Raw genomic sequence first — 17,163 nt, forward strand, 5'->3', positions numbered from 1 at the left:
ATCAAGCGGAGACGGTGATGAGCGCGCTGGTTTTCTACACCAATCCGATGTCGCGTGGCCGTGTCGCGCGCTGGATGCTGGAGGAGGTCGGGCAGCCGTACCGGACCGAGGTCCTGGACTATGCGACGACGCTGAAGGAGCCCGAATATCTGGCGATCAACCCGATGGGCAAGATTCCGGCGATCCGGCACGGCGACACGGTCGTCACCGAAACGGCGGCGATCTGCGCCTACCTGGCGGACGCGTTTCCGGATGCCGGTCTGGCGCCCGCCCCGGGGAGCTTCGACCGCGGCGACTACTACCGCTGGCTGTTCTTCGCGGCGGGGCCGGTCGAGACTGCCGTCGTCACGTCCGCGATGGGTTTCGAGGTCGCGGCGGAGCGTGAGCGGATGGCCGGCTGGGGGTCCATGACACGGGTCGTCGAAGCCCTCGACCACCTCCTGCAGGACCGCGACTATCTTGCCGGTGGCACGTTCAGCGCCGCCGACGTCTATCTCGCGGCGCTGCTCGGCTGGGGCATGGCGATCAAGAGCATCGAGGCGCGCCCGTCGTTCGCAGCCTATGTCGCGCGCACCTCGGAGCGCCCTGCCGCGGTACGTGCCCGCGAGATCGACGACGCGCTGATCGCGCAGCTGCAGGGCCAGACTGCCGCCGCCTGAGCGACTTTGCGGCAGGCCGGGGACGGTCTATCGAAGGGCTATGTCGATCAAGAATCTGGCGTTTGCGGCAATCGTCCTACCGCTCCTCGCGGCTGCTCCGGCTCCGAAGCGAACCGCGCTCGATGCCGTCGCGCGTGGCTACGTGCACCTGACGCTCGAGGCCGGCGAGCGCGAACCCGAGTATGTCGACGCTTATTATGGTCCGCCTGAGTGGCTGGCGGCGGCGAAGGCCAAGCCGCGCTCAGTCGGGGTCCTCCAGCAGGATGCCGGTGTCCTCAAGGCTCGCGCCGAGGCGATTCCGACCGCCCGGCTGACCCCGCTGGAGCGCCAGCGCCGGGCGTTCCTGATCGGCCAACTGGCCGCCGCCGAGACCCGGCTGGCGATGCACGGCGGACGACGCTTCCGCTTCGACGACGAGGCGGAGGGCCTGTTCGGGGTGCGCCCGGTGCTGAAGCCGCTCGCCGACTACGACGCGACGCTCGCCGAGATCGACCGGCTGGTGCCGGGCAAAGGCCCGCTGTGGCAGCGCGTCGACGCCTACCGCACCCGCTTCGACGTGCCCGCAGCCAAGCTCGACAAGGTCATGCACGCCGCCATCGCCGAGTGCCGGCGGCGGACGCTCGTGCACGTTCCGTTGCCGAGGGACGAGAAATTCACGCTCGAACTGGTCACCGGCAAGCCGTGGAGCGGGTACAATTACTACAAGGGCAACGACACCAGCCTGATCCAGGTCAACACCGACCTGCCGGTCAACATCGACCGCGCCGTCGACCTCGGCTGCCACGAGGGCTATCCGGGGCACCACGTCTACAACATGCTGCTCGAACAGCGTCTCTCCAAAGCCCGCGGCTGGGTCGAGTTCACCGTCTATCCGCTGTACGGACCGCAGTCGCTGATCGCCGAGGGCTCGGCCAACTACGGCATCGACCTCGCGTTTCCGGGCAATGAGCGCGCGGCGTTCGAGGCCCGTGTCCTGTACCCGCTCGCCGGCCTCGATCCCGCCGAGGCCCCGCGCTTCGCCGCGCTGCGCAAGGCGATGGAGCAACTGTCCGGCGCACGCTTCACGATCGCGCGCGAGTATCTCGACGGGCGCATCGACCGCGAAGCGGCGGTGGTGCTGACCCAGAAATATTCGTTGCTGTCGCGGGCAAGGGCGCTGAAGTCGCTCGACTTCGACGATCACTACCGGAGCTATGTGATCAACTACGGGCTCGGCAAGGACATGGTCGCAGCGCATGTCGAGGCGGCGGGGCCCGGACAGCCGGCGCGGTGGCGGGCGATGACGAAGCTGCTGTCGGAGCCGACGACCCCGGACGCGCTGACGCACTGACTTTCGCGGGCGGCGCGGCGGGTCTAGAGGTCCGCGATGCCCAGCCTGACCGACGCCCGCGCGGCGCTCCGCCCCCTCCACCGTGCGCCCGAGCCGGAGGTGATGGCGCGCCTGCTGCCCGCCGCGACCCTCGATGCCGCGACCCGCAACGCCGTCGAGAACCGCGCTCTCGGGCTGCTCGCCGACCTCCGCGCCGCGCAGGGGGAGGGCTGGGTCAACCGTTTCCTCCACCAGTACCGGCTCAACACCCAGGAGGGCATCGCGCTGCTCAGCCTGGCGGAGGCGTTCCTGCGGGTGCCCGATGCCGAGACCGCCGACCTGCTGATCCGCGACAAGATCGGCGGGGCGGACTGGGGGGCGCACAAGGGCCAGTCGGACTCGCTGCTGGTCAATTCCGCGACCTGGGGCCTGATGCTGACGCGGGCCGTGGTCGGCGAAAGCGGCCGCGCCTCGGTCCTCAAGCGCCTGATCAACCGTACCGGCGAGCCGTTCGTGCGGACCGCGGTCGGCGCCGCCATGCGGATGATGGGGCAGGTCTTCGTCATGGGCCGGACCATCGACGAGGCGATGGCGCGCGCCGCGCTGCCCGAGAACAAGGGCTTCACTGCCAGCTTCGACATGCTCGGCGAGGCGGCGCGGACCTATGAGGACGGCCAGCGCTATTTCGACTCGTACATGGCGGCGATCCGCTCGGTCGGTGCCTCGAAGCAGGGCGCCGGCCACTCGATCTCGGTCAAATTGTCGGCGCTGCACCCGCGCTACGAGACCGCGCACGCCGATACCTGCGTCCCCGCGCTGATCGACATGACCCACGCGCTCGCGGTCGAAGCAAGCAAGGCCGGCATCGGGCTGACCGTCGACGCCGAGGAGACCGAGCGGCTGGAGATGTCGCTCGACATCATCGGCACGGTCGCGGCGCTGCCCGGTCTGCGTGGCTGGGACGGCTTCGGCATGGCGGCGCAGGCCTATGGAAAGCGCGCCAGCGCGGTCATCGACTGGGCGCAGGCACTGGGTGCCGGAACGGGCCGCCGCCTGATGGTCCGGCTGGTCAAGGGTGCCTATTGGGACAGCGAGATCAAGCGGACTCAGGAGAGCGGCCTCGCCGACTATCCGCTGTTCACCCGCAAGGCCGCGACCGACGTCAGCTACCTGGCGTGCGCGCGCGCCATGCTCGACGCGCCGAATATCCTGCCCGCGTTCGCCAGCCACAATGCGCTGACCGTCGCGACGATCATGGAGTGGGCGGGAGACCGCCGCGACTTCGAGTTCCAGCGCCTCCACGGCATGGGCGAGGGCCTGTTCGAGCGCGCGGTGCGCGAGCAGGGCTATCACTGCCGGACTTATGCGCCCGTCGGCGGGCACCGCGACCTGCTGGCCTACCTCGTGCGCCGTCTGCTCGAGAACGGCGCGAACTCGAGCTTTGTGCACCAGTTGGCCGATGCGAACGTCAGCGACGCGGACTTGCTGGCGGACCCGGCGGTGAAGGTGAGCGCGGTGGGGGGCACGGCACATCCGTCGATCCCGATGCCGCGGGATATCTTTCCGGGGCGGGTGAATTCGGGGGGGATCGACCTTGCCGATGCGGAAGTGCTGGCGCGGGTGGCGAAGGGCATCGCGTGGGAGCAAGTCCCACCCCTAACCCCTCCCGTACCGGGAGGGGGATCCGCTCGTGGGTCGAACTCCCTTCAAGGCGCTGGGGAGACCTCGCCGCAAGCGGGTTCCCCTCCCGGTACGGGAGGGGCTAGGGGTGGGACTTCTGTGCGCGATGCAGTTGGAAAGGCCTACGCCGCCTTCCCAGCGTGGTCCGCCACCCCCGTCGACACCCGTGCCGCGATCCTCGAGCGCCTCGGCGACCTGCTCGAGGAACACCGCGAGGAGCTGATGGCAATCGCCGTCCACGAGGCGAAGAAGACCATCGGCGACGCGCTAGCCGAAGTCCGTGAAGCGGTCGACTTCTGCCGCTATTACGCGATCCGCGCGCGGCTCGACTTCGCCCCCGTGCTCCTCCCCGGACCGACCGGCGAGCGCAACGAGCTCCGCCTCGCAGGGCGCGGCGTGTTCGCGTGCATCGCGCCGTGGAACTTCCCGCTGGCGATCTTCATCGGGCAAGTCGCCGCCGCGCTCGTCACCGGCAACAGCGTCGTCGCCAAGCCGGCACCGCAGACCCCCCGCATCGCCGCGCGCGCGGTCGAGTTGGCGCACGAAGCCGGGGTGCCCGCCGACGTCCTGCACATCGTGACCGGTGGCGCGGAGGAGGGGCGGGCGCTAGTCGCCGACCCGCGCATCATGGGCGTCGCCTTCACTGGCTCGACCGGCACGGCGCGCAGCATCGCGCGCACGCTGCTGGAGGACGATGACCGCCCGCTGGTGCCATTCATCGCCGAGACCGGCGGCATCAACGCGATGATCGTCGACTCGACCGCGCTGCCCGAGCAGGTCGTCGTCGACGTGGTGACGAGCGCCTTCCGCTCGGCCGGGCAGCGCTGTTCGGCGCTCCGCCTGCTGCTGCTGCAGGAGGATATCGCCGACAACACGCTGCACATGCTGGCGGGCGCGATGGACACCTTGGTGCTGGGCGATCCTGCCGATCCGCGCACCGACGTCGGCCCGGTGATCGACGAGGCCGCGTACGACCGGCTCGAAACCTACCGCCAGTCGGCCAAGGCGCGCTGGGTCCACGCGCTGAGCACCGATGTTCCCGGCCTGGTGCCGCCGACGGTGATCCGCCTCGACCGCATCGAGGACCTCAAGAAGGAGTGGTTCGGGCCGATCCTGCACGTCGTCACCTGGAAGGCGGGAGCGCTCGACGCGACGCTCGCGGCGGTCAACGCCAGCGGCTACGGCCTGACCATGGGCCTGCACAGCCGCATCGCCTCGACTGCCGAGCGCGTCGCGGCGGCGGCGAAAGTCGGCAACCTGTACGTCAACCGCTCGATGATCGGCGCGGTCGTCGGCAGCCAGCCGTTCGGCGGCGAGGGCCTGTCGGGCACCGGCTTCAAGGCCGGCGGGCCGCACTACCTGCTGCGCTTCGCTACCGAGCGCACCGTCTCGACCGACACCACCAGCGCCGGCGGCAACGCCAGCCTGCTCAGCATCGAGGATGTCGGGGGCATCTGAGCGGCTCGGGATCGCTCCGCCGACGAAGTACCTCGCGGTTCCGGTCGACCAGCGCTAGCGGAAAGCCGCCGACCCTCGCGGATCGGCGGCACCCCCCCAAGGCTGCTACGCGTAGACGATTGTTGCGGTCGAGCGGCGGCGCAGGGCTGCGCCGACCAACCCGAAGCCGCCGAGCATCAGTGCCCAGCTTGCCGGCTCCGGAACGATGGAGCTCCCGATGATCTGGGTGCCGCTGCGCTGTTCGACCTGCGTCGAGACGCTGTCGAACTGATCGGGGATAGCGCTGGCACCCTGGAAGCAGGTGCCGCTGACGCTCGCGTTGCAATAATACTTCTTGCCGGTGCCGAAGCTGCCGAACTGGAACAGCAGGAATCCGGAGGGGCCGCTGTAGTTGAAGGACAGGTCGTGCGCGGTGGCGCTGAAGTTGCTGCCCTCCGTGACGATGACGCTGTTCGCCTGAGTAAGTTCAATCGAGACGCCCGGACCACCGACCAGCAGGTCGAAACCGATGACGTCGGACTGGTCCAGATTGCCGAGCGTGCCGTTAGTCTGGATAGTACCGGAGACATTCCCGAGGTTGATGGTCTGGTTGACGGTATAGGTGATCGTCGCAGCAGAGGCTGAAGTTCCAGCCAGCGCGAGAGCAATCAAGGAAACGGTCTTTATCACAAGCAACACCCCAGCCTTGTCCGGGTCGGAACAGCTCCGCGTCCTCGCCCGAACCCAATGGCCTACCCATACCATATAGTTAACAGGAGTTTAACTAACTGAAGTTAATATGAGGCTTATCGCGAAAATATTTCTGGTTCGGCCAGCGTGCGCCGCATCGCGAGCCATCCCGTCGCTGCTGTACCCCACAGGATCAGTGCATTGGCCGCAGCCTCCAGCCCGACTGCGCGGGAGTCCGGTGCCGCGTGGAGCGCCATGATCACGACGAGGGCCACGGCGATCATCAGGGCAGCGGTCCAGGTGAACGCCGGGTTGTTGAAGAACCGTGCCATGGGCAGGAAGTGCAGCCCGACGACGATCGAGATAATCGGGACCAGGTAGCCCAATCCGCCCAAGCGGCCGAGCAGCCAGACCGCCAGGTTGAGCACCACGATCTCGCCCACGAAATTGAGCCAGAACAGCCGCCACGATCGCTTCGAGGCGGCGTGTTGTCCCGCATCGGGTGCGGCCAGTCGGCGGGAGCCGCGGATTACCGAGATCCCACCGGCGATCAGGCAGGCGGCAACGGTGACGGCTCCGATCGGAGTGGCGACGCTCCCGGGGGCGAGGACGCGCGCCGCATAGATCGCCCATCCTCCAGCAATCGCCGAGCCGACGACGATGCCGATACCGCGTCCCCGAACCCGTTCCGCGGTCGCGCGCATCCCCTAGCTTGCCGATTTGACCGGCGGCACGGTGACATCGCGTTCCGCGACCACACGCTCGGGCCGCGGCGGTGCGGCCTCGCGCAGATCGATCGCGCGGCCGTCGGGCCCGGCGGTGAACGACATCTGCGACGGGTAGGCGAAGTCGATGCCGAGCTCGGCGAAGCGCCGGATGATCGCGAAGGCGACCGCTTGCCGTTCGGCCATCATCGTCACGTAGGCCGGTTCGACGACGTGGAAGACGATCTCGTAGTCGAGCGACGACGCTCCGAAATTCGAGAGATGCGCGCGGTCGAAGTGGCACTTCTCGCGCGCCGTGACGATCGCCTCGATCTCGTGCGGGATCGCCTCCAGCAAGTCGGGGCTAGTCTGGTAGGTGACACCGATGGTCATCACCACCAGCCGCTGCTCGATGCGGCGCTGGTTGGCGATCTGCAGCTTGAGCAACTCGGCGTTGGAGATGATGACCTGGTCCCCGGTGGTGGCGCGGACGCGCACGGTCTTCAGCCCGATCGCCTCGACGTCACCGGTGACATTGCCAAACTTGATCTGGTCGCCGACCCGGAAGGGCCGGTCGAACAGGATCGCCAGCGCCGCGAACAGGTCGCCGAAAATGCCCTGCGCCGCGAGGCCGATGGCGATGCCGCCGACGCCGAGACCCGCCACCAGACCGGTGACGTTGACCCCGACATTGTCGAGCACGAGGATCGCCGCGACCGACCAGACGACGACGTTGACCAGCACCCGGATGATGTTCATCGCGCTGGCGAGGGCGAAGTGATCGTCGTCGGCCGTGGCGGCGCGGCGCTCGACGAGGCCGAGGATCGCCTCGCGGATCCACACTGCGCCCTGCACCGCGGCGCCGATCGTGAACAGGAAGGTGATGACCGTGATCACCGGCCCCGGCGGTGCAATGAAATGCGCGACGATGTCGGCCGACAGCACCGCGAGGAAGAAGCTCCGCGTCCGCCGCACCATCCGGTAGGCGAAGCCGCGCCACGTCGCGATGTCGCGCGTGTCGCCGATAATCCGACACGCGCCTGCCCGGATACCGACGAAGACGAGGTACAGTACGACCGCTGCCGCGACGCCGATGGCCGCGGCGAGGCTGTCGGTGCGCAGCCAGTGGACGGTGTTGAACGTCAGGTGCTGGACCTGCGCAGGCAGCGCCGTCAGGTCCTCGGCGATCTTCGGGGTCGGGTTCATCGGCGGCAACCTAGCGTCCTGAGCCTGAATGAACACCCGACGGGTGTCGCTTCAGCCCGCGTCGCGAGGCAGCCATGCCGGCCAGATCACCGCAACCGGCACGCCACCTTGCACAAGCTCGCCGCCCGCGTGCTCCATCCGCAGATACGCCATGCCGAGGTCGCCGTGGCGCGAGCGCAACTCGCCCGCCTCGCGGTCGCCTGCCATGATCGGTCCCAGCTCCGCCGCTCCGCGCACCGGCAGGAGCCGCCGCCGCAACTTGTCGCGGTGATGCATCCGCGCAGTGTTCTCCTGCCCGACGTAGCAGCCCTTGGTGAACGACACGCCGTTGAGCTCGGCCGCATCGGTTTCCAGCCACAGCAGGTCGGTCATCTCGGCGGTGTCGGGCACCCCGAGCGCCAGCCGGTGGCGGTGGTAGTCCTCGAGGCTGGCGCGGGCATGACCGCCGAAGCCGAGCCAGCGCTCGCCCATCTCGGGCAGGCGCGGATCGGCTGGGCGCTCGCCGTCGGGCCCCTCGTTGAAGGCGTCCCAGCGCGCATAGACCTGCGCATCGCTGGCCTCGATCGTCACCGCCCGGCGCAACTTGTACATGCCCAGCCGCTTGGCGAGGGCCTCGGCATGGCTGGCGGCGACATCGACCAGCAGTTCCTCGCCGCCCTGGTGGAGGATCATGTCGAACATCGTCTTGCCCTGCGCGCTGAGCAGCCCGGCGTAGACCGGCAGCGGCCCGCTCAGGTCGTTGGTCAGCATGTCCTGCAGGAAGTCGCGGGCCTCGGGGCCGGCGATGCGGAGAACGGCGCGGTCGATCAGGTGGGTGGTGGGCATCCGCCATATCTGGGGTTAGAAAGGGCGCATGGCTAGTTACGATCTTATCCTCCGCGGCGGCACCGTCTGGACACCGGGAGGCCCCGTCGAGGCCGACCTCGCGGTCAGCGACGGGCGCACCGCCGCGATCCTGGCACGCGGGGCCAGCAGCGCCGCCGAGGAGCAGGACTGCACCGGGCTGATGATCCTGCCCGGCGTCATCGACACCCAGGTCCACTTCCGCGAACCCGGCCTCGACCACAAGGAAGACCTCGCCTCGGGCAGCCTCGCGGCGGTGCTCGGCGGGGTGACCGCGGTGTTCGAGATGCCGAACACCAAGCCCAACACCGACTCGGCGGAGGCACTGGCGGAGAAATTGCGCCGCGCCGAGGGCCGGATGTGGTGCGACCACGCTTTCTACGTCGGCGCGACCGCGGCCAACGCCGATCACCTCGACGTGCTGGAGAAATTGCCCGGCTGCTGCGGCATCAAGGTGTTCATGGGCGCGTCGACCGGCGACCTGCTGGTCAGCGACGACGCGACGCTCGCCCGCGTGCTGGCCTCGGGCAACCGCCGCGTCGCGATCCACGCCGAGGACGAGTATCGGATGAAGGACCGCGAGGGTTTCCGCATCCCGGGCGACGCGTCGAGCCACCCGGTCTGGCGCGACGACGAGAGCGCCATGCTCGCCACCCGCCGCGTCGTCCGGCTGGCGCACGAGACCCGTCGCCGCATCCACGTCCTCCACATCACGACTCCCGCCGAACTCGAATTCCTCGCCGACCACAAGGCCATCGCCAGCGCCGAGGTTACCCCGCAGCACCTTACCCTTGCTGGCGAGGAGGCGTATCCGCGCCTCGGCACCTACGCCCAGATGAACCCGCCGATCCGCTCGGGTGCGCACCGCGACGGCCTGTGGCACTGGATGGGGCAGGGTGTGCCCGACGTCGTCGGCTCCGACCATGCGCCCCACACCCGCGAGGAAAAGGCGCAGGAATACCCGAAGTCGCCTTCGGGCATGCCGGGCGTCCAGACCCTGCTGCCGCTGCTGCTCGACCACGTCGCCGCCGGCCGCCTCAGCCTCGCGCGTCTCGTCGACCTGACCAGCGCGGGCGCGGTCCGGCTGTTCGGGATCGTCGCCAAGGGGCGCATCGCGGCGGGCTTCGACGCGGATTACTCTGTCGTCGACTTGAAGGCCCGGTGGACGATTGAGGCCGACTGGCTTGCCAGCCGCTGCGGCTGGTCGCCGTTCGAGGGCATGCAGCTGACCGGCCGCCCGGTCGGCACGATCATCCGGGGCAAGCGCGTGATGTGGGAGGCGGAGGTCGCCGGCACCGCCGCGGGCGTGCCGCTGCGCTTCCAAGAGACGCTGCGGCGCTGAGGCGGCGTGCACGCACTAACAATTGTCGTCATCCCCGCGTAGGCGGGGACCCATCACTACAGCATTTCGGGCTGATGGGTCCCCGCCTGCGCGGGGATGACGAACCGATAAAAGAGATCCGGCAAAAGGGCAGCGACATGCGTATCCTGGTTACCAACGACGACGGCATCCACGCCCCCGGCCTCGTCGCGCTCGAGAAGATCGCGGCGCAATTGTCCGACGACGTCTGGGTCGTCGCGCCCGCCGAAGAACAGTCGGGCGCTGGCCACTCGCTGACCCTGTCCGAGCCGATCCGCCTGCGCGAGATGAGCGACCGGCGCTTCGCGGTGCGCGGCACCCCGACCGACTGCGTCATGCTGGCGCTCGGCCACGTCATGCGCGACCACCGCCCCGACCTGATCCTGTCGGGCGTCAACCGCGGCGGCAACCTCGGCGAGGACGTCACTTATTCGGGCACCGTCTCGGCGGCGATGGAGGGATGCCTGGCGGGCATCCGCTCGGTCGCGATGAGTCAGGTGATGGCCGACTACAACCACGGCATGGAGCGCTTCGACGCTGCGGAGCAACACGGTGCCGGCATCGTCCAGACCCTGCTCGACGCGCCGTGGCCCGACCGCATGCTGGTCAACATCAACTTCCCGCCGGAGGTAACCGGGGGCGTCGAGGTCACCGAGCAGGGCTTCCGCGACTACGGCCACATCGCGCTCGACGCCCGCGTCGACCCGCGCGGCTTCCCGTATTTCTGGTTCGGCTATGGCCGCGAGATCGCCGAGCCCGGTCACCAGACCGACCTCAAGGCGATCCGCCACGGTCGCATCTCGGTCACCCCGCTCCACCTCGACCTGACCTACCGCGAGAGCCTCAAGACCATGCGCAGCCTGTTCGGCGAGCGCGACGCCCCGGAAGCGGCGGCGGCCTGAGCGATTTCGGTGACGGCAGCGATTCCCGTCGCTGCCGGGATCGGCTAGAGGCGGTGGCGATGTCGGCGTTTCGCACCTCGCTCCTGATCGCTCTCGCGGGCCTTGCCGCCTGCGCGCGCGATGCCGGCCCGCCGCCGTTCGCCGCGGCTGCGCCATCCCGCGCCGTCGTGGTCGCGCCGCCTGCTGTTGTGCCGCCCAAGCCCGTCTGGACCGCGCGCAAGGTCGTGACCGACGCCGTCAATGTCCCCGGCGGCCGCCTCCACACCGTGAAGCCGGGCGAAACCGGCATCGCGATCGCGCGCGCCTACGGGGTCGACTGGCAGCGAGTCGTGACCAGCAACCACCTCGTGCCGCCCTACCGGATCGCGGTCGGCGACAAACTGATGTTGCCGTCGCGGAAGCAGGTCGCGGCGATGAGCATCGAGCAGCGCGCCAAGGCGTTCAGCATCGACATGGACGACCTGATCACCGGCGCCGAGCCTGCCGCGCCGAAGACCGCGACACAGCGTAAGCTCAAGCCGCTGCCCTTCGTGCCGGGGCCACCACCGAAGTTCGAGTGGCCGCTGCAGGGCAAGGTCTTGGCGAGCTTCGGGGCCAAGCCGGGCGGCCGCTTCAACGACGGCGTTGACCTCGCCGCGAGCCTCGACGAGCCGGTCCGCGCCACCGCGGACGGGGTCGTCGCCTATGCCGGCAACGCGCTGGCCGGGTTCGGCAACCTCATACTGATCAAGCACGCCGACGGCTGGGTCAGCGCCTACGGACACAATGCGAGCATGCTCGTCGAGCGCGGCACCAAGGTTACCAAGGGCCAGGTCATCGCCCACGCCGGCGCGACCGGGTCCGTCGCCGAGCCGCAGTTGCATTTCGAGTTGCGTCGCGGGCGCCTCGCGGTCGATCCGCAACGACTGCTGCCGGCGCGCGGTTAGGGCACGTCGCCGCGCGGGCGTGACGTTTGAGGCCTGAGCGACTACAGCGCTGCCGATGCTCACCACACTCCCCAGGCCGCCCCGTGTCGGCATGGTCTCGCTCGGCTGTCCGAAAGCCCTCGTCGACAGCGAGCGGATCCTCACGGCGCTGCGTTCCGACGGCTACCAGATGTCCGCGACCTACGAGGACGCCGACGTCGTGCTGGTCAACACCTGCGGCTTCATCGACAGCGCCAAGGCGGAGAGCCTGGAGGCGATCGGCGAGGCGATTGCCGCCAATGGCAGGGTCATCGTGACGGGCTGCCTCGGCCTCGAGGCGGACGCGATCCGCGCCGCGCACCCGAAGGTCCTCGCGGTCACCGGCCCGCAGCAGTACGAGCAGGTCGTCAACGCCGTGCGCGCCGCCGCACCGGTGCCGCCGTCGGCCTACCTCGACCTCGTCCCCGAGGCTGGCCTGAAGCTGACTCCCCGCCACTACAGCTACCTCAAGATTTCCGAGGGTTGTAACCACCGCTGCAAGTTCTGCATCATCCCGTCGATCCGCGGCGACCTCGTCAGCCGCCCCGCCAATGCGGTCATTCGCGAAGCCGAGAAGCTCGTCGCGGCTGGGACGAAGGAACTGCTGGTGATCAGCCAGGATACCTCGGCATACGGCGTCGACATCCGCCACGCGACCTCGATGCTGAACGGCCGCGAGACGCGTGCGCACGTCGTTGACCTGGCGCGCGAGCTCGGGCAGCTCGGGGCGTGGGTCCGCTTGCACTACATTTACCCGTACCCGCACGTCGACCTGCTGATCCCGCTGATGGCCGAGGGGCTGATCCTGCCGTACCTCGACATTCCCTTCCAGCACGCCAGCCCCGCGGTCCTGAAGGCGATGAAGCGCCCGGCGAACGAGGTCCGCGTCCTCGACCGGATCCGGAGCTGGCGTACCCAAGCCCCTGACATCGCGCTGCGCTCGACCTTCATCGTCGGCTTCCCGGGAGAAACCGAGGACGACGTCTCGTACCTGCTCGACTGGCTTAGGGAGGCCCAGCTCGACCGTGTCGGCTGCTTCAAATACGAGGCCGTCGCCGGTGCCGTGGCGAACGACCTGCCGAACCATGTGCCCGAAGAGGTCAAGCAGGCGCGCTGGGAGCGTTTCATGGCGGTCTCGGCGCGCATCTCCGCCGCCAAGCTCCAGGCCAAGATCGGCCGCACCCTCGACGTGCTGATCGACGCGGTCGACGACGAGGGCGGCGCGACGGGGCGCTCCAAGGCCGACGCGCCGGAGATCGATGGCGAGGTCCACCTTCGCGACGCCCATGGACTCAGCATCGGCGACATCGTCGCGGTCAGAATCGAGGATGCCGACGCCTACGACCTCATGGGCGTCGCCGCGTGACCGACTTCGCGGCCCTGCTGCGGAGCGGTACGGACACCGCGCGCCAGATCGAGCTCGTTACCGGCGGTGGCCTCGACGCATGGCGCACGGGCCTCAGCGAGCGGGCGCGGGCGGGGGTCGCGGCGGCGCGGTTCAAGGGCAAGCCTGGCGAGGTCGTCATTCTGCCCGGCGATGCGCCCGGGGACTGGAGCGCCGCCGCCGGGATCGGCACCGATGGCCTCGCCGATCCGTGGGCGCTGGCCAGCGCTGCCGCAAAGCTTCCGGGCGGAACCTACAGACTGGCGAGCGGCGAGCCGGGTACGGCGGGCCTCGGCTGGGTGCTCGCCCAGCATCGCTTCACGCGCTACAAGAAGGCCGAGGATGCCGAGCCGCGGGTGCTGCTCTCGAACGATATCAACGCGGTGCGCGACGCTGTTCGGCTGGCCGAGGCCGTCTCGCTGGTCCGCGACCTTGTCGACACACCCGCCGGCGACCTCGGCCCGTCCGAGCTTGCGGCGGCGATCCAGGGCCAGGGTCGGAGCTTCGGCGCGACGGTCACGGTCATCACCGGCGAAGCGCTGCGTGACGGTTTCCCGGCTGTCCATGCGGTCGGGCGCGCGGCGGCGCAGGCTCCGCGGCTGGTCGAACTGACCTGGGGCGATCCGGCGCATCCCCGGCTGACCCTTGTCGGCAAGGGCGTCACCTTCGACAGCGGCGGCCTCAACATGAAGTCGGGTGCCGGCATGGCGCTGATGAAGAAGGACATGGGCGGCGCGGCGCATGCGCTCGCGCTGGCGCGGCTGGTCATGCAGGCCGACCTGCCGGTGCGGCTGCGGCTGATCGTCCCGGCGGTCGAGAATGCGGTCGACGGCAACGCCTTCCGCCCCGGCGATGTCCTGACCACCCGCGCCGGCCTGACCGTTGAGATCGGCAATACCGACGCGGAGGGCCGGCTGGTCCTCGCCGATGCCCTGACCTACGCCCAGGAGGCCGCGACGCCGGACGGCGGACCCGACTGGCTGATCGACTTCGCGACGCTGACCGGTGCCGCGCGGGTCGCCCTCGGCCCCGAGCTCGCCGCGTTGTTCGTGAACAATGATAGCTTCGCAGACACCCTATTTGAGGGTGCGACAATAATGTACGATCCGCTATGGCGATTACCGTTGTGGCCGGGTTACCGGGACATGCTGAAGTCGGGTATCGCCGACCTCAATAATGCGCCGGAAGGGGGCTTTGCCGGAGCGATCACCGCGGCATTGTTCCTGGAACGCTTCGTCAGGAACGGGCAGCGCTGGGCCCATATCGATACGTTCGCCTGGACCCCGTCTGCGAAGCCGGGACGACCGAAAGGTGGTGAAGCTTTGGGGTTGCGGGCCGTCTGGCGCGCGGTTTTGACGAAATATTCAACAAACAGCTAAAAAATATCATGTCATCAATGAAACAACATCGGAGTGTCGGGGGTTGGGGTCCATCATCAAGGCAGGGCGGCTTTTCGCGCACTGCTGACCAGTCGAGGAAGTGTAATGCGTATCGAAGCTACGGAGAATGCCGCGTCGGAGGGTCTGTCCAGCTGGATGGGGACACTGATCGGCTACGTCCAGTCGGCGAGGCCGGACCTGACCAATCGCCAGATGGCGCTCCTTCTGGTCGTCTACCTCACCGACGGACCGCACACGGTGCGTGGTCTCGCGGCAAGGCTCAAGGTTTCGAAGCCCGTGGTAACCAGGGCGCTCAACACCTTGGGAGCGCTCGGTTATCTGCGCCGCCAGAAGGACGAAAGCGACCTTCGCAACATCTTCGTCGAGCGTACTCCCCAGGGTACGGCGTTCCTCGATGAGTTCGAGCGGCTCATTGCTCGCACCGAAGGCCGCGCTCGCCACTAGGCAGGTGCGCCTCGCTGGCGTGACCCCGGCGCTCGATCGCCGCGTCAACGCATTCCGCAGCGACCTCGCTGACATTGCCTTGGCGGGTCGCGTGATTGCGCCACGCTATGCCGCGCCGGTCGTGATGCGCTGCCGGCGTCCGGTCGCCCCGATCTACGGCGCTCCCGATGCAGGCAGCGTCTGCATCAGCGAGCTTCTGTGGGGCGAGGACTTCGACGTTTTCGACCGGGTCGCGGGCTGGGCGTGGGGCCAGTGCGTCCTCGACCGCTACGTCGGCTGGGTTTCGGAAGGTGCGCTGGGTGCGCGCGACGCTGCGCCGACTCATACGGTTACAGCCCCGCAAGCGCTGCTGTTCGCGGCTCCCTCGATCAAGGCACCGGTGTCCGCGACCCTCCCGCTCGGGTCCGCCGTCACCGCGACCGACCACGACGACAGCTTCCTTGGCGTCGGCGAGGCCTTTCTGCACCGGCGCCACGTCCAGCCGCTGACCGGCGATACAGTCGATCTCGGCCGTGCCTTTATCGGCACCCCGTACCGCTGGGGCGGCCGGACCCGCGACGGGCTCGACTGCTCCGGACTGATCCAGGCCGTGCTGTCGGCACACGGTGTCGCCTGCCCGCGGGACAGCGACCAGCAGTTCGCAGCCTTTCCGACTGTGGCCTTAGAGGACCGCCGTCGCGGGGACCTCGTCGCATTTCCGGGGCACATCGGCGTACTCGTCGACGCCGAGCATCTGCTGCACGCCAACGCCTTTCACATGACGACGCTGGTCGAGCCCTTGGCGGTCGTTACGGCGAAGCTTGAGCCACTGCATGAAACGCCGGTTCTCGGCGTCGTTCGCCCCCCTTGTGGCACCATGGGAGCGTCGCTATAGGCCCGCTCGGGGACGGAGCACGGATGTCACTCCCGCTTTACGGGGTGGCCGACGAGCCCGGGGTAGGGAGTTCGCCGATGTCCGAAATTGGCTTGATGCGGGAGTCGGACGACGGCGAAGTCCCGTCGGTCGTCGCCGGTGTCGAAGTGCCGACCGGGTATCGCCCGTCTGCCGGCGAAGAGTTCATGAATCCGCGGCAGCTCGCGTATTTCCGCGGCAAGTTGCTCGACTGGAAAGACGACATCCTGCGCGAGGCGGCTGGCACGCTGGCGACGCTGCAGGTTGAATCGCTGCGTGAGCCCGATGTCACCGACCGCGCCAGTTCCGAGACCGACTGGGGCATCGAGCTCCGCACCCGCGATCGCCAACGCAAGCTGATCAGCAAGATCGATGCCGCGTTGCGCCGCGTCGAGACCGGCGACTACGGCTATTGCGAGGTCAGCGGCGAGCCGATCGCCCTACAGCGCCTCGAGGCCCGCCCGATCGCGACGATGACGCTGGAGGCGCAGGAGCGCCACGAGCGGACGGAGAAGGTGACGCGCGAGGAATGACGCGCGGTGCGCCATTATTGCTCGCTCTCGCCATTTTTGCCTGCGCGCCTGCAATCAAGAATGCGAACGAAGCCGGCGGCCGTATCGACCAGCTTGGCTCGATGGGCAACGATCGCGCTTTTTCTCTAGCCGAAGCTCATTGCGCTAAGTTCGGAAAGGTTGCGATAGTCACCGACCGAAGTGTGCTGAACCACAGTTCGCAATTTGAATGCCGCAACCGCTAGTTCACCCCCGCCCACGGTACCCCGCCACGCCTTGGTCCGGGACCCACAGCCCCGCGGGAATCGGCCCGGACTGCCAGAACACGTCGATCGGGATGCCGCCGCGCGGGTACCAGTAGCCACCGATGCGGAGCCACTTGGGCGCCATTTCCGCCACCAGCCGCTGGCCGATGCCGACGGTCACGTCCTCGTGGAAACCGCAGTGATTACGGAACGATCCGAGGAACAGTTTCAGCGACTTCGACTCGACGATGGTCGCGGCCGGGCAGAAGTCGATGACCAGGTGCGCGAAGTCGGGCTGGCCGGTGACCGGGCACAGCGAGGTGAACTCCGGCACCGCGAAGCGCACCAGGTAATCGGTGCCGGCGCGCGGGTTGGCGGGATAGTCGAGCACGGCCACGTCGGGCGAGGCGGGCAGGGCGCTGGGGCGGCCCAGGTGAAGCGGTTCGGTCATCGCTCCCTCTAAACCGCTGCGTCGCCTCGGCCAAGTGGCCCGGCCAAGCGGGGTGACACGGCACACCGCCCCCGCTATTGCGTCCCGATGATCGGCGGGCT

General features: G+C 68.6%; 16 protein-coding genes and 1 pseudogene. 12 read left to right on the forward strand and 5 right to left on the reverse strand.

What is annotated here, in order from left to right; translation table 11 throughout:
- Window positions 1–17 precede the first annotated feature (17 nt).
- From KX816_07645 to putA, 3 genes are read left to right on the forward strand one after another with little or no spacing between them, the layout of a single operon-like run.
- The gene (locus KX816_07645; GenBank protein QXQ07856.1) at window positions 18–659 is read left to right on the forward strand and encodes a glutathione S-transferase family protein; all 642 of its coding nucleotides are present in this window, start codon (window positions 18–20) and stop codon (window positions 657–659) included.
- A 40-nt stretch (window positions 660–699) separates the two neighbouring features.
- Complete coding sequence (locus KX816_07650; protein QXQ07857.1) at window positions 700–1,989, forward strand: hypothetical protein; 1,290 nt, start codon at window positions 700–702, stop codon at window positions 1,987–1,989.
- A gap of 36 nt (window positions 1,990–2,025) precedes the next feature.
- Window positions 2,026–5,106, forward strand: coding sequence for a bifunctional proline dehydrogenase/L-glutamate gamma-semialdehyde dehydrogenase PutA (gene putA / locus KX816_07655; protein ID QXQ07858.1), 3,081 nt, complete (start codon window positions 2,026–2,028; stop codon window positions 5,104–5,106).
- Between the two features lie 105 nt (window positions 5,107–5,211).
- On the opposite strand, the pseudogene KX816_07660 reads toward putA, so the two are convergent.
- The 4 genes and pseudogenes from KX816_07660 to KX816_07675 form a co-directional block, all read right to left on the reverse strand.
- Window positions 5,212–5,310, reverse strand: a pseudogene (locus tag KX816_07660) (PEPxxWA-CTERM sorting domain-containing protein).
- Between the two features lie 581 nt (window positions 5,311–5,891).
- A complete protein-coding gene (locus tag KX816_07665; GenBank protein QXQ07859.1) occupies window positions 5,892–6,479 on the reverse strand; it encodes a hypothetical protein in 588 nt (195 codons plus the stop codon).
- A 3-nt stretch (window positions 6,480–6,482) separates the two neighbouring features.
- The gene (locus tag KX816_07670; GenBank protein QXQ07860.1) at window positions 6,483–7,685 is read right to left on the reverse strand and encodes a mechanosensitive ion channel family protein; all 1,203 of its coding nucleotides are present in this window, start codon (window positions 7,683–7,685) and stop codon (window positions 6,483–6,485) included.
- A 51-nt stretch (window positions 7,686–7,736) separates the two neighbouring features.
- The gene (locus KX816_07675; GenBank protein QXQ07861.1) at window positions 7,737–8,510 is read right to left on the reverse strand and encodes a folate-binding protein; all 774 of its coding nucleotides are present in this window, start codon (window positions 8,508–8,510) and stop codon (window positions 7,737–7,739) included.
- Window positions 8,511–8,538: 28 nt separating this feature from the next.
- Between KX816_07675 and KX816_07680 the strand changes: the two genes are divergently transcribed.
- The 9 genes from KX816_07680 (at window position 8,539) to KX816_07720 (ending at window position 16,611) form a co-directional block, all read left to right on the forward strand.
- Window positions 8,539–9,870: a dihydroorotase gene (locus KX816_07680; protein ID QXQ07862.1), complete on the forward strand. Its 1,332-nt coding sequence runs from the start codon at window positions 8,539–8,541 to the stop codon at window positions 9,868–9,870.
- Between the two features lie 137 nt (window positions 9,871–10,007).
- The gene (gene surE / locus KX816_07685) at window positions 10,008–10,790 is read left to right on the forward strand and encodes a 5'/3'-nucleotidase SurE (GenBank protein ID QXQ07863.1); all 783 of its coding nucleotides are present in this window, start codon (window positions 10,008–10,010) and stop codon (window positions 10,788–10,790) included.
- A 59-nt stretch (window positions 10,791–10,849) separates the two neighbouring features.
- Window positions 10,850–11,716, forward strand: coding sequence for a peptidoglycan DD-metalloendopeptidase family protein (locus KX816_07690; GenBank protein QXQ07864.1), 867 nt, complete (start codon window positions 10,850–10,852; stop codon window positions 11,714–11,716).
- A 55-nt stretch (window positions 11,717–11,771) separates the two neighbouring features.
- On the forward strand, window positions 11,772–13,100 hold the full coding sequence (gene rimO / locus KX816_07695; GenBank protein ID QXQ07865.1) for a 30S ribosomal protein S12 methylthiotransferase RimO: 1,329 nt from the start codon (window positions 11,772–11,774) through the stop codon (window positions 13,098–13,100).
- Window positions 13,097–14,497: a leucyl aminopeptidase family protein gene (locus KX816_07700; protein QXQ07866.1), complete on the forward strand. Its 1,401-nt coding sequence runs from the start codon at window positions 13,097–13,099 to the stop codon at window positions 14,495–14,497. The genes rimO and KX816_07700 overlap by 4 nt, the downstream gene beginning before the upstream one ends.
- 105 nt (window positions 14,498–14,602) lie before the next feature.
- On the forward strand, window positions 14,603–14,962 hold the full coding sequence (locus KX816_07705) for a MarR family transcriptional regulator (GenBank protein ID QXQ07867.1): 360 nt from the start codon (window positions 14,603–14,605) through the stop codon (window positions 14,960–14,962).
- Entirely contained in the window at window positions 14,913–15,836 is a 924-nt protein-coding gene (locus KX816_07710) for a C40 family peptidase (protein ID QXQ07868.1), read from the forward strand. The genes KX816_07705 and KX816_07710 overlap by 50 nt, the downstream gene beginning before the upstream one ends.
- Before the next feature lie 95 nt (window positions 15,837–15,931).
- On the forward strand, window positions 15,932–16,387 hold the full coding sequence (gene dksA / locus KX816_07715) for an RNA polymerase-binding protein DksA (GenBank protein ID QXQ08452.1): 456 nt from the start codon (window positions 15,932–15,934) through the stop codon (window positions 16,385–16,387).
- Window positions 16,384–16,611, forward strand: coding sequence for a hypothetical protein (locus KX816_07720; GenBank protein ID QXQ07869.1), 228 nt, complete (start codon window positions 16,384–16,386; stop codon window positions 16,609–16,611). Before dksA ends, KX816_07720 begins: the two co-directional genes overlap by 4 nt.
- A 1-nt stretch (window position 16,612) precedes the next feature.
- Here KX816_07720 and queF read toward each other — a convergent pair whose 3' ends face one another.
- A complete protein-coding gene (queF, locus tag KX816_07725; protein QXQ07870.1) occupies window positions 16,613–17,062 on the reverse strand; it encodes a preQ(1) synthase in 450 nt (149 codons plus the stop codon).
- Window positions 17,063–17,163: the final 101 nt, after the last annotated feature.

Source organism: Sphingosinicellaceae bacterium (genome assembly GCA_019285715.1).
Classification (GTDB): Bacteria; Pseudomonadota; Alphaproteobacteria; order Sphingomonadales; family Sphingomonadaceae; genus Glacieibacterium.